Genomic DNA, 24,151 nt, shown 5'->3' with positions numbered 1-24,151 from the left:
TTACATATGTTCAGTATTATTTGGATGCTTTTTACGCCACTTCTCTTACTATGCGGGATTGCTGGTGGTATTTTTTAATGGTAACAGAAATTAAACATCGGAAATTACTTGTTACCTTAATGGGAATTATTTGCTTTTCATTCGTTATAATGCCTTTTACTTTTTTTTAACAAAGGTATCAATGGAGAGAACGTTCTTCACATTCCACCTGTACTATATTGGATGCTTTTCTCTCTAGCTGGTTTATTAGCAGGATTGAATGGGGTACATTCAAAAATTAAGAGTATACGCAACATGGGACTCATTATTTTCTCAATAGGACTGTTTGCAGCTATTGTCCATGCCTGATTCATATTTTATTCATTAAGGAGTTATTACATATGGAATCTACCGGTTTATTTATTTGGCTTATCTTAGCCCCTATTTTGTTATTATGTGAATGCATCGTTGGCATTTATTTAATTGCTGCCGGAATTAAATATTGAAAATCACTTATCGTTGTTCCTATCATTTGTATAGGTTATGGAATAGATTTAGAGGGAATGGTTCCAATTTCGGGAACTTTATATTGGTGCTTCTTCTCATTAGCTGGACTAGTAGCTATTATAAGTGGCAGACAAATATCAAGTATTCCTTCTATGGGGACGATTTTGGTTATAACAGGATTATGCTCTGTAACTAGTTATCATCTTTTATATCTAACTACATAAAAAACACAAAAAAGCAGGGAAATTAATTCCCTGCTTTTCTATTTGGTTTATTGCCTGATGGCAAGAAGAACGATAACACCCAAGCAATACCTGCGAGTATTGTTGCAATTAAGAAGGCGTCGTTAATACCGTTAATTGCAGATAGCTTTGAGATTTGTCCGAATAATAGTTGCGTGCTCATCGCATCTCCCGCTTGAGCTGATCCAGCTAAAGCCGCTAAGCTTTGACCCATACCATGTACTTTATCAACTAAAATTGGATTTGACGTTGTTAACATGTTGCCATAATCCGCTACGTGAGCAGTCGTTTGTTGCGTCATAAGTGTGATTAAGATCGCTGTTCCAATTGAACCAGCTACTTGTCTTGACGTATTTTGCGTTGCTGTACCGTGAGAAATTAATTTCATCGGCAGCGCGTTCATACCAGCTGTCATAATTGGCATCATAATGAATGACATACCAATTGAACGTATAATATAATCCGTCATAATAACGCTATACGGTGTATCCATCGATAATTTTGTAAATTCATATGTCGCATAAGTTGTAATTGCCAATCCAATTATCGCTAATGGACGAATGCCATATTTATCGAATAATTTACCTGCTACTGGTCCCATGATCCCCATAATTAATGATCCTGGAAGAAGTAGTAAACCAGATTCAATTGGCGTAAAGCCACGAATATTTTGTAGATATACTGGAAGTAATAGCATACCTCCGAATAATGCCATCGTTACGATTGCGTTAATTACTAAAGTAAAAGTAAATACTGGATATTTAAACACTTGTAAATCAAGCATTTTATTGTCCGTTGTTAGCTCTCTCCAAATAAATACTGCAATACCTACTACACCAATGATAAGTGATATCACAACCTCTGCACTAGTCCAGCTATTATTTCCCGCTTCACTAAATCCATACAATAAGCTACCTAGTCCAATACTTGAACTAATAACACCGAATACATCTAGCTTTGTGTTAGATACCGGCTGAGCTAGTGTAAAGAATTTTAAAGATAGGAAAGTAATAATTAAACCAATCACAAACATTCCGTAGAACATTAAGTTCCAGCTATAGTTTTCAATTACCCATCCTGTTACAGTTGGTCCGATAGCTGGTGCTAAAATCATCGCTACCCCTAGTAATCCCATAGCTGCTCCTCGCTTATGAGGCGGGAATAATGTCATGAAAATATTCATACCAACCGGCATTAAAATACCCGCTCCAACCGCTTGAATCACTCGGCCCGTCATCATCATTGTAAAGTTTCCTGAAGTAGCACAAATGATAGATCCTACCGTGAAGAATAACATTGCCGCTACGAACAATTTACGATACGTAAATCGTGAAACTAAAAAGGCACTAATCGGTACTAAAATACCATTTACAAGCATGAAGCCTGTAATTAACCATTGTGCTGTTGAAGTTGATACATTAAATTCATTCATTAACGGAGGCAATGCAACGTTAATGATCGTTTGGTTTAAAATAGAAACGAACATCCCGAGAATTAATACTGTCACAACTGCTTTTACGTTCACATTCTCTATAGGCATAGACGTTTGTTTTTTCGGCATTTCTTTTTCTTGTTTTACTTCTTCTTGCTTACCTGTTTCTAACTCAACTACATTAGAAATTTCTGTTTCTTGCTTTCGTTCAATTTCTTTTTCTTCTGTTTCTACCTTACTTACTTCTATTTTACTTACGGCTGGGACTTGTTCTTCTCCCACGTTCGTTTTTTTCTTTCGTAAAAGACGATTTACAAGGAAGAAGACGATTATACAAAATAGTGCATATCCTGCAATTGCAATTGAGGACATCTCATCTCCCCCTTACTTATGAATACGAACTGTCACATTCATGCCAGGAACAATATTTACTGATTTACTATGATCTAAAGAAATTTTAACTGGTACCACTTGTGTTACTTTCGTATAGTTCGCTGTTGCGTTGCTTGATGGTAACATAGAGAATGTATTCGCTGTTGTTAATCCAACTTGCTCTACTTTTCCTGATAACGTCGTGTCTGGGTATGCATCTACATACACGTCTACATCTTGACCTTTTTGCACATCGTCAACATCTGTTTCTTCAATGTTTGCTGTTACCCATAAATTGTTCATATCAAATGCATAAGCAATTGGGCTACCAGCTCCAACGAAAGCATTTGTCGTTGCGTTTGATTGTACAACTGTCGCGTTTTGCGGAATTGTTACGTCTACTGTTTGCTCCCCATTTGCTCCAGCTACAGTGACAGCACCTAATTTATCGTTCTCATTGTAGTTTTTTCCTACTTCAGCTTTCCAGTCAGTCAATTTACCTGCTGCTGGTGAAGCAATTGGAATTACCTTTCCATCAATTTTTGCATTTTCTGTTTTTAAATAGTTTTCCGCTTGATTGTAATAGTAATAACCGCCAATGCCGCCGCCAACTAGTACAATTAATGTGATAATGTTGATAATCACCATTCTTCGAAACTGATTCATTGCATTCCTCTCCTTATATCGCATATAATTTTTTTCTAAACTATTTACATCCTTATTGTTTATACTGTTTAATTGTTAATTATATTAACCTTTAAACAAAAAAAGCACACCTTCAGCAGCATAAACCGGATTTCGTCTACCTGCGAGTGGTGCTGATTTCTAAAGGACTATCGTTTATAATTATAAATAATTATTTCGAATCTACAACCGACAATTTAAGTATGAAATGTCGCTTAAACAACAATATAATACCGATTTGTTGTTTAAGTGTATAAAATGAAACGAGGAGAAGTAAAATGTCTATTAAAAATACAAATGATCCACGTGTAAAGCGGACGAGACAACTCATACAGGATGCTTTTGTCGCTTTAGTAGGCGAAAAAGGGTTTGAAAATGTAACTGTTCAACATATCGCAGAACGCGCTCCTGTAAATCGCGCTACATTTTATAGCCATTACCATGATAAATACGACTTATTAGACAAAAGCATTGAAGAAATGTTAGAGAAGCTAGCAGAAGTAATCAAACCGAAAAATAAAAATAAAGAGGATTTTCAACTTACATTCGATTCACCACATCCAACATTTTTGGCTCTGTTCGAACACATCGCAGAAAACGTGAACTTCTATAATGTTATGCTCGGGGATAAAGCTGCAGGAAACTACTCTTATAACATGATGAAAACAATACAAACGCATTTAACATTAAGCTTATCAATTTCACAACCAGATGATAAAGATCTTATGGTTCCTCGTGATATTCTAATTAGTTATGTGACAGGGGCTCACATCGGGATGATTATGTCATGGTTAAAAAGAGGGATGATATATACCCCGCATTTTATGGCCATGCAATTAACTCGTTTAATTATTTTAGGGGCCCATACTGCCGCAGGATTAGAAAGACCTTTTTAACACATAAAAAAGCGAAGGAGATCCTCCTTCGCTTTTTTCTATTAATTAAATGTAATGTTATGTACAGCCTCTTTATCAAGACGTTTAATAACTTCTACAATTAACTTCACTGCATTTTCATAATCATCACGGTGTAACATTGCCGCATGCGAATGGATGTAGCGTGTCGCAATCGTAATTGCCATAGACGGAATACCATTTACAGAAATGTGAATCGCACCTGCATCTGTTCCCCCGCCAGCTACTGAATCATATTGGTATGGAATTTGTAGTTCGTCAGCAACATCAACTACGAAATCACGTAAACCTGTATGTCCAATAACAGAAGCATCATATAAAATAATCTGCGGTCCATCGCCCATTTTACTTTGCGCTTCTTTTGACGTTACACCCGGTGTATCTCCAGCGATACCAACATCTACTGCGAACGCGATATCTGGTTTGATATAATTCGCAGATGTTTTTGCACCACGAAGACCAACCTCTTCTTGTACAGTTCCAACGCCGTATACAACGTTTGGATGTTTTTCATCTTTTAATTGTTTTAATACGTCAATTGCAATCGCACAACCGATTCGGTTATCCCATGCTTTTGCAAGTAACATTTTTTCATTCTTCATCACTTGGAATTCAAAGTAAGGTACAACTTGATCTCCTGGTCGTACGCCCCACTCCATTGCCTCTTCTTGGCTAGAAGCACCAATATCGATAAACATGTCTTTAATATCAACTGGCTTTTTACGAGCTTCTGGAGGTAAAATGTGTGGTGGTTTTGAACCAATTACACCTGTTACATCTCCTTTACGCGTTACAATTGTCACGCGCTGTGCAAGCATAACTTGTGACCACCAGCCACCAACTGTTTGAAAACGAAGGAAGCCTTTGTCATCAATTTGCGTAATCATAAAGCCAACTTCATCTAAATGACCTGCAACCATAATTTTCGGGCCGTTTTCTTCCCCAACTTTTTTCGCGACTAAACTTCCTAAATTATCAGTAGAAAGTTCGTCCGCAAACGGCTCAATATATTTCTTCATTACTTCACGTGGTTCACGCTCGTTACCAGCAATACCACGTGCATCTGTTAACTCTTTTAGCATTGTCAATGTCGCGTCTAATTTTGTCATTGCCAACACCCTCCTTTTTCTTCAGTCACCTTATTATACAAAAGGAAATTGAAATATTCAAAAATTAAATTAGTATCCTTGTGTTTGACGCTGATGATTTACTTCATTTTTATCTAAATACGCTTTTTCAATTTCTTCTTGTCCAAATTCAAGTGCTTGTCCAAGTCGAAGATAGCTTGTAAATAATTCAATATAGTTCGTGATAGATGGTTGATCTGTAAAACGAATTACTTTCGCATATGTGTCTAAGAAAATTTCCACTTGTGTTTTATTCGTTTGTGCACATTTATAGAATAGGAAGTTTTTATCAATACCTAAATCGATTCCGATTGATAAAATAAAATGCAAACCATCTACGTATTCTTCTAATATTACTTCACGTTCTGATGCTGGTTTATTGCTCCAATATTTAAAACAGCGTGTTTCATTTGCAAGTTCTCCAATTTCTACAAGAAGAGCTAGCATTTTTTCTTTTAACAACTTTTTCGGTTGTAAGTCATGTTCTTTTGCAATACGGTCATCTAATTCTTTTTGTAATTTAAATAGTTGTAGTAAGTCCATTCTATTGTCCTCCTCCAACATCGCATTTTATGCAACAATGTTGTTTCATCTCAAAGTTCATTATTATGTTTCAGTTCTTATGAATAAGTCAGCTATCTACCTCTTTATAAAATAGCTTGTCCTTAATTTACAAATACGTTTCAGTCATCGCTCGTATATTGTTCATCTGATGAAAGTTCCATATCATCTTTCCATTATAGCAGTGTCGTTTCGGCTAGGAAAGATACTCTTCTTTCCAAACGAGCATAATTGAAAAAAGCCAGGAGAATTCTCCTGACTTCATATGCATATTCTTCTATATCGCTATAGTTTTTATGTTGATTTTGTCATATCGATAACGATGCGTCCATAAATCTTTAGAGCTTCATTCACTTCAAACTTCTCTTTGAAAACAAACAAAAAACCTTAGAAGAAAATTCTTCTAAGGTTTCAACTAATTAATTAGTTAATGTTGTTTTTTGCAACTGTTGCTAATTCAGCGAAAGCTTTTTCGTCATGAACAGCTAAGTCAGCAAGCATCTTGCGGTTAACTTCGATGCCAGCATTTTTTAAACCGTGCATTAAGCGGCTGTAAGAAAGACCATTCATACGAGCTGCTGCGTTGATACGTGTGATCCATAATTTACGGAAGTCACGTTTCTTTTGACGACGGTCACGGAATGCATACATTAAAGATTTCATAACCTGTTGGTTAGCAACCTTGAATAATGTATTTTTAGAACCGTAGTAACCTTTTGCTAATTTTATAACTTTTTTACGACGTTGACGAGTAACTGTACCACCTTTTACTCTTGGCATAATATTACCTCCTAATTGTTCTATATATCAGCCGAACTTATTTTAAGTTGTCAAGCATTTGACGAATGCGTTTGAAGTCACCAGCGCTTACTACACCAGCTTTACGTAGTTTACGTTTAGCTTTTGTAGATTTGTTAGCGAATAAATGGCTTGTGTAAGCGTGAGAACGTTTCAGTTTACCTGATCCAGTCTTTTTGAAACGCTTTGCAGCGCCGCGATGAGTTTTTTGTTTAGGCATAGGTATTTCCTCCTCTATCTATTACTTATCGTTTTTCGGTGCTAAAACTAAGAACATACTACGTCCTTCCATTTTAGGCTTAGATTCAATTGTACTAACTTCAGCACAAGCTTCTGAGAAGCGATCTAAAACACGTTGACCGATTTCTTTATGAGTAATGGCACGTCCTTTAAAGCGAATTGACGCTTTAACCTTGTCGCCTTTCTCTAAAAACTTGATAGCATTACGAAGTTTTGTGTTAAAGTCGTGTTCATCAATTGTTGGACTTAAACGAACTTCCTTCATGCTAATTACTTTTTGATTTTTGCGCTGTTCTTTTTCTTTCTTCTGTTGCTCAAAGCGGAATTTACCGTAGTCCATAATGCGGCATACTGGCGGTTTCGCATTTGGAGCAACTAATACTAAATCAAGATTAAGATTTGCAGCTAAGTCTAAAGCGTCATTACGAGACTTGATTCCAAGTTGATCGCCATTTGCGCCAACTAAACGTACTTCACGTGCACGAATTTGCTCGTTAATCATCATATCCTTGCTAATAGTAAGCCACCTCCAAGGTTTTCTCAGAACATATTTTGTAGTCATAGAACCCGACAAAAAAAGTGCGGGCATACGACACCCACACTTGTAAAATCTTAAGTAAGAAATACATTTACCTGCTAACTGCGAATGCGTCCATCAGGTGAGAAGCGGGTGCTTCTACTTGTTCCACAAAACAATATTCTATTATCCTTGATGAGTTTATCATAGGACATGACGTCTGTCAAGAAGACGCGATGTGTTTTACTAACAACAAGAAATATTGTAACAAACAACTAGCATACATGCAATACTTTTTTATGATAAGAGTTACATGGTTATTTTTTCTAGTTTTTCTCTTTTATATTAAAAAGAAAAGCCGCGATATACCGCGGCTCTTTCTTATCGTTTTCCTTCTACTTTAATCATGTCAACAAAAGCATCTAATGCGATTGTTTCTGATTTTTGTTCACCATATTTACGTACGTTTACGCCATTTTCAGTTACTTCATTGTCACCTACTACAAGCATGTACGGAATTTTTTGCATTTGTGCTTCACGAATTTTGTAACCAATTTTCTCTTCGCGAGTATCTAATTCAACACGAATACCAGCACGGCGCAATTCATCTTGTACTTTCTTCGCATAGTCTAAATGCACTTGCGGAGAAACTGGAATTACTTGCGCTTGAACTGGAGCTAACCAAGTTGGGAATGCACCTTTGTATTCTTCAATTAAGAATGCTACGAAACGTTCCATAGTTGATACAACACCACGGTGAATTACAACTGGACGATGTTGTTTTCCATCTTCACCAACGTAAGCTAATTCAAAGCGTTCTGGAAGTAAGAAGTCTAATTGTACAGTTGAAAGTGTTTCGTCTTTTCCAAGAGCAGTACGAACTTGAACGTCAAGTTTTGGACCGTAGAACGCCGCTTCACCTTCAGCTTCGTAGTAATCAAGACCCATTTCATCCATAGCTTCTTTTAACATACCTTGTGCTTTTTCCCACATCTCATCATCAGCATAGTACTTTTTAGTATCTGCTGGGTCACGATAAGATAGACGGAATGAATAGTTCTCTAAACCGAAATCTTTGTACACTTCTAGAGTTAAGTTTACAACACGTTTTAACTCTTCTTTAATTTGATCTGGGCGTACGAAAATGTGCGCATCGTTTAAAGTCATTCCGCGTACACGTTGTAATCCAGATAACGCACCTGACATTTCATAGCGGTGCATTGTTCCAAGTTCCGCAATACGGATTGGTAATTCACGGTAGCTGTGAATATCGTTTTTATAAACCATCATGTGGTGAGGGCAGTTCATTGGACGAAGAACTAACTCTTCATTATCCATTTCCATTGATGGGAACATACCATCACGGTAGTGATTCCAGTGACCAGAAGTTTCATATAGCTCTCTGCTTCCTAGTACTGGAGTGTATACGTGATCATAGCCTAAGCTTGCTTCTTTATCAACAATGTAACGCTCGATAATACGACGGATCGTTGCACCTTTTGGTAACCAAAGTGGTAAACCTTGTCCTACTTTTTGGCTATTAGTAAATAATTTTAATTCTTTACCTAATTTACGGTGATCGCGCTCTTTCGCTTCTTCAAGCATACGTAAATGCTCATCTAATTCTGCTTTCTTAACAAATGCAGTACCGTAAATACGTTGTAGCATTTTATTATTGCTATCGCCGCGCCAGTAAGCACCTGCAACGCTTAATAATTTAAACACTTTAATTTTTCCTGTAGATGGAAGGTGAACACCGCGGCAAAGGTCGAAGAATTCGCCTTGCTCATAGATTGAAATAACTGCATCTTCTGGAAGATCGTTAATTAAATCTAATTTTAACTCATCGCCGATTTCTTCAAAACGACGAAGTGCTTCTGCACGTGGTACTTCATGACGAACGATTTCTAAGTTCTCGTTCACAATTTTTTGCATTTCTTTTTCGATTTTCTTGAAGTCTTCAACTGTAATTGCTTCTTCCATATCAATATCGTAGTAGAAGCCATTTTCAATTACTGGACCAATGCCAAGCTCAAGCTTAGCATCTTTATATAAACGTTTTAACGCTTGTGCTAAAAGGTGGGCTGTTGAATGGCGTAAAATGTATAAGCCATCTTCTGAATCTAATGTAATAATAGAAACTGCACCATCTTCTTCGATTGGTGTAACAAGATCGATCATCTCATCGTTTAATTTTCCAGCTACAGCTTTTTTCTTTAAGCCTGGGCTAATAGAAGCTGCGATTTCTTCAGTTGTTACGCCTTTTGGAAACTCCTTCACAGCTCCATCAGGGAAAGTAATTTTAACTACATCTGCCATCACTGGTCACTCCTCTTTTTCTCAAAATAAAAAACACTCATCCCGTAAAAAGGGACGAGTGTTGAATTCGTGGTTCCACCCTTGTTCCAATTAACATGATTGTTAATTGCTCAAGTTCAACATAACGGTGTTGTCCGTTAGCAATTACTAAAAAAATCGTTCACTGCTAAAGTTTAGAGGTGGTAAGTAATAATCCCGTACTAGGAAGCTCACACCCTAAGGCTTCCCTCTCTGAAAATCGTAGAAAACTACTCATGTCCTCATCATGACATTTCAATATATTTCATTTATGTAGGTAATTATATGCTCAAAAACTTAGAAAATCAAGGGCGTTACCTTTATTTTTTAAATTTTTCACATTGCGTTCAAACTCATGTAATCCGTGTATTTGTATCCGTTCTTGAAATACGTTTCGCAAAGTAATAATCATATTATGGTCTTGTTCTTTCGTATACAAATAGATTTTTTTCGGTGAAATAGAAAGAAGTGGTGCAATTACTTTTGTATCAATATATACATCTTTTTGCTTTAGCAAATCTTCATCTATATATTGGACCAATTTCTCCTGTTTTAAACGCCTACCTTTATCATCATAGAAAATAAAACTTTCATCAAAAATAAGATGCATACAGGACAAACGTGACTTTCGATTACTAACTTGTTGCCGGAGCGTCTCAATGAACATTTGATATTCTTGTTCCATCTTATACTCATCAATTGCCACTTCAGTAAGCTTAGCTACCATTTCCCTATATGTACGAAGACGAAAACGAACATATGATGAAAACGAGAATGAGAGCGGATCACAAAGCCAATTATTTAAAGAAGACTTAATATACGATTCAAATGTGTAACGTGTTAACTCACGAGCAACCCCATTTCTTCTTCCCTTTAAAACTTCTTGTGCTATATGCAATATTTGATGACACTCTTCTTGTTCTTCATAAAAAAACTTTTCTTTTAAAATTGTATAAATCCACTCATTTTGTTTCACATTCACAATGAAATATACCATGACTGGCAATAAAATCTTTTCAATATAGTGTGATTCACATACTGGTATGTGAATTACAACTTTTTGTTCCTGTAAATACACACTCGTTTCTTTATATAACACTTCCGCCCTTTTCAGTAGTTGTTTATATACGTACATAGCATCATTTTTTTCTTCGAAGCAAATTTCAATCACTTTTGTCCCCCCTTTTATCCCCGCTCTAAAGGATTGTATCTATACGTTACAAATCCTATAAGAGTTTGGCCCGTGGAAGTTCACTCTTAGTAGAATTGCATTTCCTTTCGTTAGAAAATCCACTCGATATGGCTTGCTAATTTTATATATATTAAGGGAGGGAGAAAAAAATGATACAAGCTACTATGAATTTTCAATAAGAACTGTTCGTTTTACAATTCGACTACGCTGAAAAGCATTCAAAACAAAAAAAGAACAAGCTTCTCAGCTTGCTCTTTACTTATGACGGCGGTTTTTCCCACCGATTGTAATTGGTTTCGCTAAATATTTAATTCGTTCCATAATACGGGCCGCTTTCATTTCTTCTGCTTCACCGCGCTGTGTATACGTTAAGTGATGTTCCAACTGTTTGAAATCAAAATTAGACGTAAAGAACGTTGGTAAGTTTTCTAGCATACGGAATTGTAAGATTGCACCGAGTACATCGTCACGTACGAAACTAGACATCGCTTCCGCTCCGATATCATCTAACATTAAAACTTGTACCCGTTTAACCGCATCAATCTTTTCTCCAATTGAATTATCTTGAATCGAACTTTTAATTTCACGTAAAAATTCTGGGAAGTATACGAGCATGGAACTTATTTTCTTTCGAGCAAGCTCATTCGCAATCGCCCCTAAAAGATATGTTTTCCCTACACCAAATTTACCGTAAAGATATAGTCCCTGTACTTTTTTACCCGGTTCATATGTGCTTAAAAATTCATTCGCTGCACCAATTGCATCAATACGTGCATTTAACTCTGAAGGGTCTAAATTTTCCATAGTCGCCTGTAAAATATCCGTTGGCATATATACACTTTGAACGAGTTTTTCATATTTTTTTCTCTCATCATATGCTACTTTTCTAATGCAACGATCGTATTGAATATCAATCATCTTACCTTGGATAACGAGCTTCGGCTCATATCCTTGCAGCATATTTTTACATGTCCCTAGATCCGGACAATCTGAACAACCTACACATTGTCCAATATATTCATATAACTTCACAAGACTGCGCTCAATCATAGAAGTTGTTACTTCGCCTTTATGCTCGTCTATAAATTCTTTCACACGCGGATGTGCCATCACTTCCGCCTTTAATACTTCATATCTGTTTTTAAAATTTTCATTTTCCATTAATTTTGTAAATGAATTTTGAATATGCTCCATTTTCTCACCTCAAAGAGCGTTCATTCTCTTCTATTAATCACGCTTATATTTTTTCAACACTTCTTCTAGTCGTTTTCGTTCATCTTCTAACGTACTTGTATCTTTTTCCGCACCTACATCATTTTTCACAGTTTCTTTTTCTTTCGGCTCTTCTTTCAACCAATCTGGTACCATTTCTTTTCGTACTGTTTTCTTCGCTGTACGACCTTTTTTCTTCGTCTCAGCCCATTCTTGGTATTGACGGTTTTCTTCTTTTGCTAGCGCCATTGCTTCAGCTACTGTACCGACCTTTTTACGAGCCCAATGCCCAGCAATCTTCTCCACATACGTTTTCGCAAGCTTCATATCTGAGCGTAGCATAACGTAATAAATAAGTACATTCACAACTCCTGGCGTTAATTTTTGATTGATCATAACATCCTCAACAATTTGCAAGTCCGCTTTCGTCGCCTCTGCACCACCAGAAATCTCTTTCAATAGTTGTTTTGGTGAGATTTCTTCTAATTGTTTTATAAGCATCTCTTCTTGCGATGAAGGCTCTTTCTCTTTCATCGTACGTGCAGCGTGTGGCTGTACTCTTTCACTTAATATTGGTAACGCTTGACCATTTTCGAATTGGTACCAATCGCGCGCTCCTTTTCTAAGCCTTTCCATATCAATTGTTTGCATCTCTGTCACCGCACCAAGAACGATATTTTGCATCGATAACACATCCACACCATACACGTAAGCAAGTGTAATGACACATTCTCGCACTTGATCTGTAATCGCCTTTTTAGGAACAAGAGCGGACAATCCGTCTACAAATAAGGAGAAATCAAAGAAATCGTTCCAAACTTTAGGAGCATCTCCCTTTTCATTATTTGGCATCATTGTCGCTTTTGGAATACGGAGTTCTTCTTGCGCATGCTCAAGCTGTCCTGGATTAAACGAATCAAACACCTCATTAAAAGAACGTGTAATATTTTCATAAGAAGCAAAATCAAATTCTTCTTCTAAGAAATATTGTTTTACTTGATTATATTTTGTCCGACTCAATCGATTGTATAAAAAGATACTTAAAACAATATCATCAAAAAACTGCTTTGGAGATAAAGGTGGTTGCAATTCGTATATAAACATTCGAATATCTTTTTCTTTCTTAATATATACCTTTAAAAGCCCAATTGCCTCTAGCTTTACTCGTTCCTCATATATTTCGGGAAGTTGCATTTGCATGGTCACCATAAGGGAATGATGTGTATTCTCTTTTCCAAATACACGATCTTGCTCTAACGCCCCCCATAGCGTCATGTACAAGCTAAAAGCTCTACTACCTATTAACGGCTGATACAACATCGTTAACACTTTTCGGTCGTAATTATGTAGTAGTCCTTTCGTACTTACTTTATAACGATCAATCGGCAATAGCTCCATCCATGACTGTTTTTGCATTCTTGCTTTTCCTTTCTCTCATCCAATCTATCCTCTAATTCATTCGTTCTATCTTCATTATATATTTTATCCCGCTATTTGCGGGCAGTAAGACTCCCACATCAAAATTCGGCGAATGCACGGAAGTTTGGTAGGAGATACCTTCTCGTAAATGCCCGATTGGTGAAGGCTAATAATCATTTCGGGATGAACAAAATCCCCAATGGTTATTAGCGAAAAAGAGCTATTAGCTTACGCTTCTAGCTCTTTTACCTCATTACTTACAGTATGTAAAGAGAATTGAATACAGCTTCTATTCTCTTTCTTTTTGCAGTATATCTTTTAATTCTTCAATAAATACATTTAAATCTTTAAATTGACGATATACAGAAGCAAAGCGTACGTAAGCAACATCATCGATATCACGAAGTTCTTCCATAACAATTTCACCAATCATATCACTTTTCACTTCTGATATACCTAAATTACGAAGTTCACGTTCCACACTTTGTGTTACTTCCTCTAATTGTCTTAAAGATACTGGTCTTTTCTCACATGCTTTAATTAAACCGCGTAAAATCTTTTCTTTATTAAACTCTTCTCGTGTGCCTTCTTTTTTAACAACGATAAGAGGTGACTCTTCTACTCTTTCAAATGTCGTAAAGCGACTTAAACAACTTTCACACTCTCTCCTTCTTCGAATAGAGCGCCCTTCGTCTACCGGACGCGAATCTAACACTCTTGTGCCATTATGAGAACAGGATGGACAACGCAATTCATTCACTCCCTTACAATTTAATTTTTATTTTTCTCTACTTCATTCACGTAAAAATATATATACAATATTATATAACTCATTCTAATGCTCTTACCACTCTAAGTTTAAATACATGATTTCATCATCTATTTTCCCAACAAAATAAGATGGTAGATGTAGCACTAACTTATGTGTGAGAGCTCCATTTAACTAACTAATGAACACGTTATGTTTTTCCTTTTTTATAAACTAAAAAAGAGGTGCATTATACACCTCTTTACATTTTAAATCAATTATGTTCTTTTTTAAAGAGCTTTTGTTTCTCTCTGCTTAATTTCGAAGCTACCAGTGCCTCGAGGAAGCTCGATGCTCTCACGCGTTTTCGCGTTTAAACCTTCTGCAATATATTCTGCAGCAACATTTGGATCAATACGATCCCCACAAGTATAAACATCAATACTTGCGTAACCGTGCTCCGGAAAGCTATGAATTGTTAAATGTGATTCCGAGATAATTACTACTCCACTTACACCTTGTGGTGCAAATTTATGGAAAGCAACCTCACGCACTTCAGCACCAGCTCTTAGTGCTGCATCCACAAATAATTGTTCAATATACGGCATGTCATTAAGCTTGTCGAAATCGCAATCCCAAAGTTCAGCAATCACGTGACGACCCATCGTATCCATAGTATCCATTCTACAGTTCCCCCTTGTAAATTTATTCTAACTGTTCGAATTGAAAACTAATTTGCAATTTGGCTTGCTCCACTACCACGGGGGAAAGTTAGTCCAGAGAGGTCCTAACCCTTTAAGTAGTGACTACGTACCTCAGCTCTTAAGTTTACGAGTGTTAGTATACTTTGTTTATTTTCATTTTGCAACAACAGTTTTTTCGATTTTCTGTCATATTTTCCTCTTTACTTTTCCCTAAAAAAAAGAAATGATTCACAAATACAGTAATAACAACGCTTCGTGGTATGTCCACTTTCCAAAATATACTCATATAATTTTTTTCCTTTTCAGAAAAAAATAAAAAAAGAGAGGGCAATATTCACTTGCCCTCTCCCTTATTCGCTTAAATATGTTGCACATTTTTTTGTTTCGCTAATTCGTCAACAACTAACGTTACAAGATCTACAACACGACGAGAGTAGCCCCACTCGTTATCATACCAAGCAAGTACTTTTACTTTACGATCACCCATTACCATTGTAGATAAGCCATCAATGATAGCTGAGTGTGTATTTGTATTAAAGTCAATAGATACTAAAGGCTCTTCGCTAAATTCTACAATACCTTTTAACGCACCGTTTGCAACCGTTTTGAATGCATCGTTAATAGCTTCAACTGTCACATCACGTTTTACATCTACTACTAAGTCAACAAGGGACACGTTTGGTGTTGGTACACGAAGTGCCATACCATGAAGTTTTCCGTTTAAATGCGGAAGAACTTTTGCTAGCGCTTTCGCAGCACCTGTCGTTGTCGGAATGATTGATTGTCCGCAAGCACGTGCTCTTCTTAAATCTTTATGTGGGTTATCAATATTTTTTTGGTCATTTGTATAAGCGTGAACAGTCGTCATTAAACCGTTTTCAATTCCAAACTGCTCATCTAACACCTTCACAACAGGCGCTAAACAGTTTGTTGTACAAGATGCATTTGAAATAACGGTATGTTTTGTAATATCTAATTGGTCTTCGTTCACACCAACTACAATTGTTACATCTTCATTTTTACCAGGCGCTGTTAAAATAACTTTTTTCGCTCCAGCTTCAACGTGAAGAATTGCTTTTTCTTTTGAATTAAATTTACCAGTTGCTTCAATTACAACTTCAACACCTAGATCTGTCCAAGGCAATTCCTTTGGATCGCGGTTGTTTAAAAGGCGAATCATTTTCCCATCAACTAATAAGTGATCTTCAAATGCTTCTACTGTTCCGTCAAACTTGCCGTGAACTGTATCATATTTAATTAAATGTGCTAACGTTTCAGATGGATAGCTTGCATTGATTGCTACAATTTCGAATGCGCTTTCTTTTATTGCCTGACGAAATACCATTCTCCCAATACGTCCAAATCCATTAATTGCCACACGAGTCATAATATGTTATCCCCCTTGAATGCGTTATACTATTTATCTCCAATCCCAATAATAGTATAACACAAAAAGGGGATATGTCACTAAGCATTTTCATTAATTTCACAATTTTTTAGTCAATAATGTTCCATTTCTTTAAAATTCCCTGTAATTGTGTTTTCGTTCCTATAATTGTGCCATCATTATTTATTACTTCATCCGCATGCTTCACTTTTTCTTCTAACGGCATTTGCGATTGTATACGTGCTTTTGCTTCTTCTTCCGAAAAATTATTTCGCTCCATTAAACGTTTTAATTGCGTATCAGGCGTGACAGCTACAACTAAAACGCGGTCAACGAGACTTGTTAATTTACTTTCAAACAAAAGAGGGATATCTAACACAACCGCTTGCATACTTTCTTTTATGTACATTTCCTTTTGTGCATTCATTTCCTCACGTACTGCAGGATGAACAATTTTATTTAACTGCAATCGTTTTTCTTCATTATAGAAAACAACATTTCCTAATTTCGGCCGATCCAGTTCTCCATCTTTTTGTAACACTTCCGTTCCAAATACTTCTACTATTTTGTTATATGCTGGTTTTCCTCGTTCTACAACTTCTCTTGCAATAACATCTGCGTCAATAACCGGTATACTTAGCCCACGAAACATTTCTGATACCGTACTTTTTCCGCTTGCAATTCCTCCCGTTAATCCAATTACCACTGTCATAATACTTCTCCTCCTCATAATAAAAGGCGCGAAACTAATGTTCCACGCCCATACTTACATTTTCCAAATTCCAATAATAATGAGTAATACCCCAGGCAGGAATGTAAATTTTTGTAACCATTTCATATTCGATAAAACTGTACCCAGCTTCATTCCAATAAACAAAAATAAAGAACTCATAACTGCAACTAATATTGCCATCATAGCGGGTGCATAACCTAATAAAGATGCACCAATTCCAGCACCAAACGAATCCACGGAAAGTGCGATACCAAGAAGTAGCGCTTCTCCTGCAGAAATAGTTCCCGATTTATCAAAATCTGCAACAGTCGGTTTCCGTAAAATTTGAATTACTAACCCAAGTGAAGCAATTTCTAGTTTCCAAACCTTCTCTTCTTGCTTCGGTTCTTCCTTTTTATCACTCCGAAAAAATTGATATAATACCCAAATCCCTATTCCAATAAGAACAAGCCCACCGATACGCGTTGCGATAACAGGTGAAAATATTTTCGCAATCATATGTCCAATTCCCATTGAAACAAGCATAACAGCCGCTGAACAGATTCCGATAATTATAATTGATCTTAGTGGAATTCTTACGCTTCTCAAACCATATGTCAGCCCTACACTACAGCTATCTAAGCTTAATGTAAAAGCTAATAAAATAAGAGATAAATAAAGGTACATCGGTAAGCTCCTCCCTTATACATAGCTCTGCTGTATGTATATGACAAATGCCTATCCGATGTTATCTCTTTTCTATATTCTAGGCTGACAAATTGGGCAATAATGCGTCCCTCTTCCGCCAACAACTGTTTTTTCTAATATCGTGCCACAAGTTACACATGGTTCTCCCTTTTTCCCATATACATTTAAAAGTTCTTGGAATGAACCAATTTGCCCTTGCGAATTCATATACGTTCTAATTGTGCTTCCGCCTCGCTTCACTGCTTCGCCTAGCGTTGTAACAATTGCTTCGTAAATTCTTTCGATTTCTTCTTGCGTTAAAGATGCAGCTTCTCGCTCTGGATGGATATGAGAACGGAATAAAACTTCATCTACATATATATTTCCAAGCCCTACTAAAAGACGCTGATCTAATAATACGACTTTTATTTTACGATTTGTCTTTTGCAATTTTTCTTGTAAATACTGTGGTGTCAATTCAGCATCAAATGGCTCTGGACCTAAGTCAACAAGAGGCATTTGATTTAACTCTTCACCTTTTTTAAAGAGATGCATCGTACCAAACTTTCTCACATCTTTATAATGTAATTCAGTTCCATCTGTAAATAAGAAACGGACGTGCGTATGCTTATCAATTGGCTCATCCTCTTGATGCAGTAAAAACTTTCCTTCCATACGCAAATGTGAAACGATAACATAATTCGTTACATATAAAAGCAAAAACTTACCTCTTCGCTTTATCGTTTCAATTTTCTCGCCTCTGAGCATTTCTTTAAAGATTTCCGCATCATCTGGTCGTTTTACTATTTTTGGATACGTAACAATAACATCTTCAATCGTTTTTCCTGTTACAAGATTTTCGAGTGTCCGTCTGACGTTTTCAACCTCTGGTAATTCAGGCATTTCATCACTTCCTTATTTTGCGTCGTACCAAGTTGGACCGTAAGAATAATCAACTTTCAGTGGAACTGCGAGTTCAATTGCATGCTCCATTACTTCTGGTACAAGCTTCTCTAATTTTTCAATTTCTTCTTTTGGTGCTTCAAAGATTAATTCATCGTGTACTTGCAGAAGAAGACGCGCTTGTAATCCTTCTTCTTCTAAACGATCTGCCATAATAATCATAGCTATCTTTATAATATCTGCAGCACTACCCTGAATTGGTGTATTCATAGCTGTACGCTCAGCAAAGCTACGTAAATTGAAATTACGACTCGTAATTTCCGGAATGTAACGGCGACGATTTAATAAGGTAGCCACATACCCTTTTTGTTTCGCATCTTTTACGATGTCATCCATGTATTCTTGTACACCAGGGAAACTTTCTAAATACTTTTCAATAAATTCCGCTGCTGCTTTTCTTGTAATTCCTAAGTTTTGTGAAAGACCGTAATCACTAATACCATACACAATTCCGAAGTTAACAGCTTTCGCTTGTCGTCTCATATTCGAAGTTACTTCATCTTTTCCAACATCGAATACGTCCATAGCTGTTTTCGTATGAATATCCATATCATGTTGGAACGCTTCAACTAGCCCTTTATCATTTGCAATATGAGCTAATACACGAAGTTCAATTTGTGAATAATCGGCCGCATACATAATCCATCCTTCTTCTGATGGAACAAATGCCTGACGAATCTTTCTTCCTTCTTCTAATCGAATCGGTATATTTTGCAAGTTCGGATCTGTTGAACTTAATCGACCTGTTTGTGTTAAAACTTGATTAAAGCGAGTATGAATTTTCGATGAATCTTCATGCACAACTTTTAGTAAACCTTCAATGTAAGTTGAATTTAATTTCCCTAACTGACGATAATGTAAAATGTTTGGAATAATTTCATGATGATTCATAAGTTTATCTAGTACATCAGCTGACGTAGAATAACCTGTTTTCGTCTTTTTAACAACTGGTAAGTTTAAATTCTCAAACAGAATAACCCCAAGTTGCTTCGGTGAATTAATATTAAATTCTGTTCCCGCAAGCTTATAAATTTCCTGTTCCATTTCCTTTAATCTACCTGCAAGTTCTTCTCCCATATTACGAAGGCGCTCCGTATCAACTTTTACACCTTTTACTTCCATATCAGCTAGTACACGTGCAAGTGGTAATTCTAACTCTGTAAACAATTCATATTGCTCGTTCTTTTTTAATTCTTCTAAGAACGTTTGCTTTACATCATATAATACATGCACTTTTCGAGCTACATGCTCCGCTACTACTTCTAGCTCTGGAACAGCACGCTTCGCACCTTTTCCATAAACTTCTTCATCCGATTTCACGGCATGCGTTTCTTTCATTTTCGCTACAGTACGGAAATCTTTATCCGTATCAGCTGGATCAAGTAAATAAGCAGCAATTAATAAATCAAAGTCGATTCCTTGAATATCTATACCCTTCCATTTGAGTGCAACGATAGCTCGCTTCGCATCAAATGTATGCTTTCTCATTTCTCCATTTGCAAGCCATGCTTTGAAAGCCTCGGATGCAAGAGCTATGTCCGTCTGAATAAAGTAGCAACCATTTTCATTTTGAATACCAAAACCTTGAATGTCCGCTTTATGATAGTTATCTTCTTGTACTTCTACAATAAGTGCACTATCTTGCTGAAGCATTTCTTCTGTAACTTCTTCCACAATATCAAATGTAATATCATCTAATTCAGCTGGAGCTGTTTCTTCTGGCGTAACACCTAATTTATTCAAAAGAGATGTAAATCCTAAATTCTCGAACATTGGAATCACATCACTTGCTTCATATCCTTTATACTCCATATCATCCACATGCACTGTAATCGGCGCATCTGTAATAATAGTTGCAAGATCTTTACTCATAAGAGCTTGTTCTTTATTCGCTTCTAGTTTTTCTTTTAATTTCTTCCCGCTTACTTGATCGATATTTTCATACACTGCTTCAACCGTTTCAAATTGCGTTAACAATTTAATTGCAGTTTTTTCACCAACTCCTGGTACACCCGGAATATTATCTGACTGGTCCCCCATTAAACCTTTCATATCGATAATTTGCTTTGGTGATAAACTGTATTTCTCAAATAAAGCTTCTTTCGTATATTCATCTACTTCTGTAATCCCTTTTCGAGGTATACATACAAGCGTATTATCAGAAACAAGTTGAAGTAAATCTTTATCTCCTGAAATAACCTTAACATGAAACCCTTGCTCACTCGCTTCTTTCGCTAACGTCCCCATAATGTCATCCGCTTCATAATTTTCTAGTTCATAACGCGGTACATTAAATGCATCAAGCATCTCACGAATAAACGGGAATTGTTCTGATAACTCAGGTGGAGTCTTTTGACGTCCTCCTTTATACTCGCTATACGTTTTATGACGGAATGTCGTTTTTCCTGCATCAAACGCAACAAGCATATGCGTTGGCTTTTCTTCCTCTAATATTCTCATTAACATCATTGTAAAACCGTAAATTGCGTTCGTATGTATACCTTTGTCGTTATTTAAAAGCGGTAGTGCAAAGAAAGCACGATACGCGATATTATTACCATCTACTAATACGACTTTTTTTTCCACAATAGAAACCTCCCCATACAAATTTGAAACGATTTTCACATAGAAAAAAAACCGTTCCTTTCCTCTCTCTATATTAACATGACTAATAGAGAGAAGAAAAATAACGGTTTTTTTCTTTCATATATATCAAACTTATATTGGCATAAAGGGAAGTGACGAGAACAGCATAACTATTCTCGTCCAAAATTACTCCTTGGATGAAGGGGTTTTCATGTATTATATTAACAGAGCTTTATTAATATTTAATTAAGCCATTGTTAATATATTGTAAATATCCTTCATCCTATTTTTCAGTTGCCGATTTCGGTAAAACAACTGTAAATGTTGTCCCTTCCCCAACTTCACTATCCACAGTAATTGTACCGTGATGTGCCTCAACTAAATGCTTTACAATCGATAATCCAAGACCTGTACCACCAGTATTTCTACTTCTCGCTTTATCCACTCGGTAAAAACGTTCAAAAATACGTGGGATTTCATCTTTACTAATACCAATTCCAGTATCAGATACTTTTATATAAGCATTGTATTTATCTTCTGCTAATTCAACAGAAACAACGCCTCCAGCCGGTGTGTATACGATTGCATTATTAATTAAATTAATAAAGATTTGTTTCAAACGACCAGGATCTCCAATGACAGAGACACGTTTTAATACATTCACTTGTAAAGAGATTTCTTTTTCGCCTGCTTTATTGTCAAGCACCATATGAATATCTTCAAGAAGTCCCTTCATATCAACGGTTTCCATATTTAATTTAAACCCTTGTTGCTCGATCTTTGACAAATCTAATAAATCTTCAATTAACCCTTGCATGCGTTCACTTTCTTTTAAAATAATGTGTAAGAAATGTTCGCAGAATTTCTTATTATCCATCGCTCCATCCAAGAGCGTTTCTGAAAAACCTTTAATAGAAGTAATTGGCGTCTTTAGTTCATGAGAAACATTGGCTAAAAAGTCTTTTCTCATTTGTTCTAATCTCTTTAACTCTGTTATGTCATGGAATACGAGAACAATCCCTTTCCATTCATGGTTCGTCCCGATAATCGGCGCTCCATATACTTCGAAATGCTTTCGCTCAATTCCAAGTGGCAATAGCATTTGTTTACGCACTTTCACTTCTGTCATAAAGATTTCTTCCACAAGCTCAATAATTTCTGTATGATGGAACGATTCATAATATAAGCGATCTAAATACTCTTCATCTGTTACGTGGAAAGTCTCTTTATAAGAACGGTTTACAAGGTTTATATAACCGCGGCTATCAATTAAAATCATTCCACTTCCCATATTTTCGATTAACGTATGCAGACGATCTTGTTGCATTTCTTGTTCGAGTGTCATCTCTTGTAAATTACGAGCTAAAATATTAATCGCTTTACTCAGCATTCCTGTTTCATCCGAATGACTTTCATAAGCACGTGCTTTATAATTTCCCTTCGCTAATTCAATCGCAACTTTCGTAACTGATTCAATTGGCCTAATATATTGCCCTGTAATTTTCATACCTAAAAACACGACTACAAGACAAGCGATAACAAATCCGATAATTAATAATCCCCACGTTTTTTGATGAACATCTTTCAAAGGCTCAATTGTACTTTTCACCAAAATGTATCCTTGTTTCCCTGTTACATCTTGAACGAACACCGCATGATAAAATTCATTCTTCTGATCCGTTTCTTTCGTAATGACTTTATTTCGTTGTTTCGCTGTTTCGGCAGAAAGTTCTTTAATCATCTCTTGACTAAATGCAGATTGTTGCCCTTTGCCATATTGAACTTTCTTTTTTTCATCTACAAATATAATAGAAGCTGGTATTTTTTCTTCTAACTTTTCAAATACATACGGCCTTTTTAAAACATCCTCAAAACCTTGTTCTTCTGCTAATACCGCAACATATCCTGTTTCTTTTACCATTCTCTCTTTCGCATGATCTATATAATAGTTTTCAAACACGGTTTCTAACAGTAAACCTAGTCCAACTAAAATAAACACAATAAGAGAAACAAATGTAAAAAGAAGCCTGGAACGAAATTTATTCATCCCCTTTTGGCTCCTCTAATTTATATCCTAAACCACGTATCGTTTTAATGTACGTCGGTTTTTTCGTATTTTTTTCAATTTTATCGCGCAAGTGGCTAATATGAACATCAACAATTCGTGTATCACCAGCAAAATCATAATTCCATACAGCACTTAATAATTGATCACGCGTCAACACGCGACTTTTATTTTTCGCAAGATAAACAAGTAGTTCAAATTCTTTTGGGGTTAATTCAAGCTTTCTTCCTTGGAAATAAGCCTCATAAAACTCCGGTAAAATTTTAAGGTCTGCAATTAGGATGCTATCTTCATCTGGCGCTTCTGCAACTTGCTCTTCTTGCTGTAATTTCGTACGACGTAAAATCGCCTTCACACGAGCAACAACTTCCCTTGGACTAAATGGCTTCGTCATATAATCATCCGCCCCAAGTTCAAGACCTAGCACCTTATCAAATTCATCATCTTTTGCTGTTAACATTAAAATCGGTGTCATAACACGCTGCAATCGTAATTCTTTACAAACTTCCATACCATCCATTTTTGGAAGCATTAAATCTAATATAATTAAATCCGGACGTTCTGTTGTCGCTTTTTGAAGCGCCATTTCTCCGTCCATCGCTGTTATAACTTCAAAACCAGCTTGTTGTAAATTAAATTCAATTAAAGTTAAGATAAATTCCTCATCATCAACTACTAAAATACGATTGTTCATTCTTTTCCTCCAAGTTATAGACTTGAAACCTTCTTCATCCTAGTATTTTCCCCGTTATTCTCATCATACTAG

General features: G+C 36.2%; 21 protein-coding genes, 2 pseudogenes and 2 other annotated features. Of the genes and pseudogenes, 3 read left to right on the top strand and 20 right to left on the bottom strand.

Translation table 11 applies throughout. The features are described 5' to 3' along the window. Window positions 1–6 precede the first annotated feature (6 nt). Window positions 7–348 (top strand): annotated as a pseudogene (locus tag ACS2MN_RS17490) (ammonia permease). 32 nt (window positions 349–380) lie between these two features. Further along, window positions 381–710: pseudogene (locus ACS2MN_RS17485) on the top strand (ammonia permease). A 22-nt stretch (window positions 711–732) separates the two neighbouring features. Here ACS2MN_RS17485 and ACS2MN_RS17480 read toward each other — a convergent pair. Further along, the gene (locus ACS2MN_RS17480; RefSeq protein ID WP_000094770.1) at window positions 733–2,532 is read right to left on the bottom strand and encodes a DHA2 family efflux MFS transporter permease subunit; all 1,800 of its coding nucleotides are present in this window, start codon (window positions 2,530–2,532) and stop codon (window positions 733–735) included. A 12-nt stretch (window positions 2,533–2,544) separates the two neighbouring features. Beyond that, a complete protein-coding gene (locus ACS2MN_RS17475; RefSeq protein WP_001071409.1) occupies window positions 2,545–3,198 on the bottom strand; it encodes an HlyD family secretion protein in 654 nt (217 codons plus the stop codon). Between the two features lie 296 nt (window positions 3,199–3,494). Between ACS2MN_RS17475 and ACS2MN_RS17470 the strand changes: the two genes are divergently transcribed. After that, window positions 3,495–4,112, top strand: coding sequence for a TetR/AcrR family transcriptional regulator (locus ACS2MN_RS17470; protein WP_000023659.1), 618 nt, complete (start codon window positions 3,495–3,497; stop codon window positions 4,110–4,112). 41 nt (window positions 4,113–4,153) lie between these two features. Here the strand turns inward: ACS2MN_RS17470 and ACS2MN_RS17465 are convergent, their stop codons facing one another. From ACS2MN_RS17465 to phoP, 18 genes are all read right to left on the bottom strand, one after another. Continuing rightward, window positions 4,154–5,239 (bottom strand): M42 family metallopeptidase, encoded by a 1,086-nt coding sequence (locus ACS2MN_RS17465; protein ID WP_000163548.1) that lies wholly within the window; start codon window positions 5,237–5,239, stop codon window positions 4,154–4,156. A gap of 69 nt (window positions 5,240–5,308) precedes the next feature. Beyond that, window positions 5,309–5,800, bottom strand: coding sequence for a dUTP diphosphatase (locus ACS2MN_RS17460; protein WP_000365051.1), 492 nt, complete (start codon window positions 5,798–5,800; stop codon window positions 5,309–5,311). A gap of 441 nt (window positions 5,801–6,241) precedes the next feature. Then, window positions 6,242–6,598, bottom strand: coding sequence for a 50S ribosomal protein L20 (rplT, locus tag ACS2MN_RS17455; protein WP_001138362.1), 357 nt, complete (start codon window positions 6,596–6,598; stop codon window positions 6,242–6,244). A gap of 37 nt (window positions 6,599–6,635) precedes the next feature. Continuing rightward, on the bottom strand, window positions 6,636–6,836 hold the full coding sequence (gene rpmI, locus ACS2MN_RS17450; protein ID WP_001125945.1) for a 50S ribosomal protein L35: 201 nt from the start codon (window positions 6,834–6,836) through the stop codon (window positions 6,636–6,638). A 21-nt stretch (window positions 6,837–6,857) separates the two neighbouring features. Then, on the bottom strand, window positions 6,858–7,361 hold the full coding sequence (infC, locus tag ACS2MN_RS17445) for a translation initiation factor IF-3 (RefSeq protein WP_000973214.1): 504 nt from the start codon (window positions 7,359–7,361) through the stop codon (window positions 6,858–6,860). A 62-nt stretch (window positions 7,362–7,423) separates the two neighbouring features. Next, window positions 7,424–7,544 (bottom strand) — a sequence feature (ribosomal protein L20 leader region). Window positions 7,545–7,754: 210 nt separating this feature from the next. Beyond that, window positions 7,755–9,692: a threonine--tRNA ligase gene (gene thrS, locus ACS2MN_RS17440; protein ID WP_000786073.1), complete on the bottom strand. Its 1,938-nt coding sequence runs from the start codon at window positions 9,690–9,692 to the stop codon at window positions 7,755–7,757. A 47-nt stretch (window positions 9,693–9,739) separates the two neighbouring features. Next, window positions 9,740–9,968, bottom strand: a binding site (T-box leader). Between the two features lie 31 nt (window positions 9,969–9,999). Next, a complete protein-coding gene (gene ytxC / locus ACS2MN_RS17435) occupies window positions 10,000–10,881 on the bottom strand; it encodes a putative sporulation protein YtxC (RefSeq protein ID WP_000569634.1) in 882 nt (293 codons plus the stop codon). Window positions 10,882–11,157: 276 nt separating this feature from the next. Then, entirely contained in the window at window positions 11,158–12,096 is a 939-nt protein-coding gene (gene dnaI, locus ACS2MN_RS17430; protein WP_000400118.1) for a primosomal protein DnaI, read from the bottom strand. Window positions 12,097–12,129: 33 nt separating this feature from the next. After that, window positions 12,130–13,530: a replication initiation and membrane attachment family protein gene (locus ACS2MN_RS17425; protein WP_001171837.1), complete on the bottom strand. Its 1,401-nt coding sequence runs from the start codon at window positions 13,528–13,530 to the stop codon at window positions 12,130–12,132. Window positions 13,531–13,822: 292 nt separating this feature from the next. Beyond that, window positions 13,823–14,284, bottom strand: coding sequence for a transcriptional regulator NrdR (gene nrdR / locus ACS2MN_RS17420; RefSeq protein ID WP_001203687.1), 462 nt, complete (start codon window positions 14,282–14,284; stop codon window positions 13,823–13,825). Between the two features lie 287 nt (window positions 14,285–14,571). Continuing rightward, on the bottom strand, window positions 14,572–14,955 hold the full coding sequence (speD, locus tag ACS2MN_RS17415; protein WP_002003660.1) for an adenosylmethionine decarboxylase: 384 nt from the start codon (window positions 14,953–14,955) through the stop codon (window positions 14,572–14,574). Window positions 14,956–15,343: 388 nt separating this feature from the next. Further along, window positions 15,344–16,372: a glyceraldehyde-3-phosphate dehydrogenase gene (locus tag ACS2MN_RS17410; RefSeq protein WP_000198973.1), complete on the bottom strand. Its 1,029-nt coding sequence runs from the start codon at window positions 16,370–16,372 to the stop codon at window positions 15,344–15,346. A gap of 109 nt (window positions 16,373–16,481) precedes the next feature. Next, window positions 16,482–17,084, bottom strand: coding sequence for a dephospho-CoA kinase (coaE, locus tag ACS2MN_RS17405; protein WP_346994406.1), 603 nt, complete (start codon window positions 17,082–17,084; stop codon window positions 16,482–16,484). A gap of 54 nt (window positions 17,085–17,138) precedes the next feature. Beyond that, window positions 17,139–17,771 carry a sporulation membrane protein YtaF gene (ytaF, locus tag ACS2MN_RS17400; RefSeq protein WP_000281731.1) on the bottom strand — a complete coding sequence of 211 codons (633 nt, stop codon included), beginning with the start codon at window positions 17,769–17,771 and terminating at the stop codon, window positions 17,139–17,141. A 72-nt stretch (window positions 17,772–17,843) separates the two neighbouring features. Next, on the bottom strand, window positions 17,844–18,674 hold the full coding sequence (mutM, locus tag ACS2MN_RS17395) for a DNA-formamidopyrimidine glycosylase (RefSeq protein WP_001114492.1): 831 nt from the start codon (window positions 18,672–18,674) through the stop codon (window positions 17,844–17,846). 12 nt (window positions 18,675–18,686) lie between these two features. After that, a complete protein-coding gene (gene polA / locus ACS2MN_RS17390; protein WP_000412839.1) occupies window positions 18,687–21,320 on the bottom strand; it encodes a DNA polymerase I in 2,634 nt (877 codons plus the stop codon). Window positions 21,321–21,603: 283 nt separating this feature from the next. After that, window positions 21,604–23,367 (bottom strand): sensory box histidine kinase PhoR, encoded by a 1,764-nt coding sequence (gene phoR, locus ACS2MN_RS17385; protein WP_001032138.1) that lies wholly within the window; start codon window positions 23,365–23,367, stop codon window positions 21,604–21,606. Beyond that, complete coding sequence (gene phoP / locus ACS2MN_RS17380; protein ID WP_001065218.1) at window positions 23,360–24,079, bottom strand: two-component system response regulator PhoP; 720 nt, start codon at window positions 24,077–24,079, stop codon at window positions 23,360–23,362. The genes phoR and phoP overlap by 8 nt, the downstream gene beginning before the upstream one ends. Window positions 24,080–24,151: the final 72 nt, after the last annotated feature.

Origin of the sequence: Bacillus cereus group sp. BceL062 (assembly GCF_051780025.1) — a bacterium.
Taxonomy (GTDB): domain Bacteria; phylum Bacillota; class Bacilli; order Bacillales; family Bacillaceae_G; genus Bacillus_A; species Bacillus_A toyonensis.
This window is presented reverse-complemented; position numbering and strand designations above follow the sequence as displayed.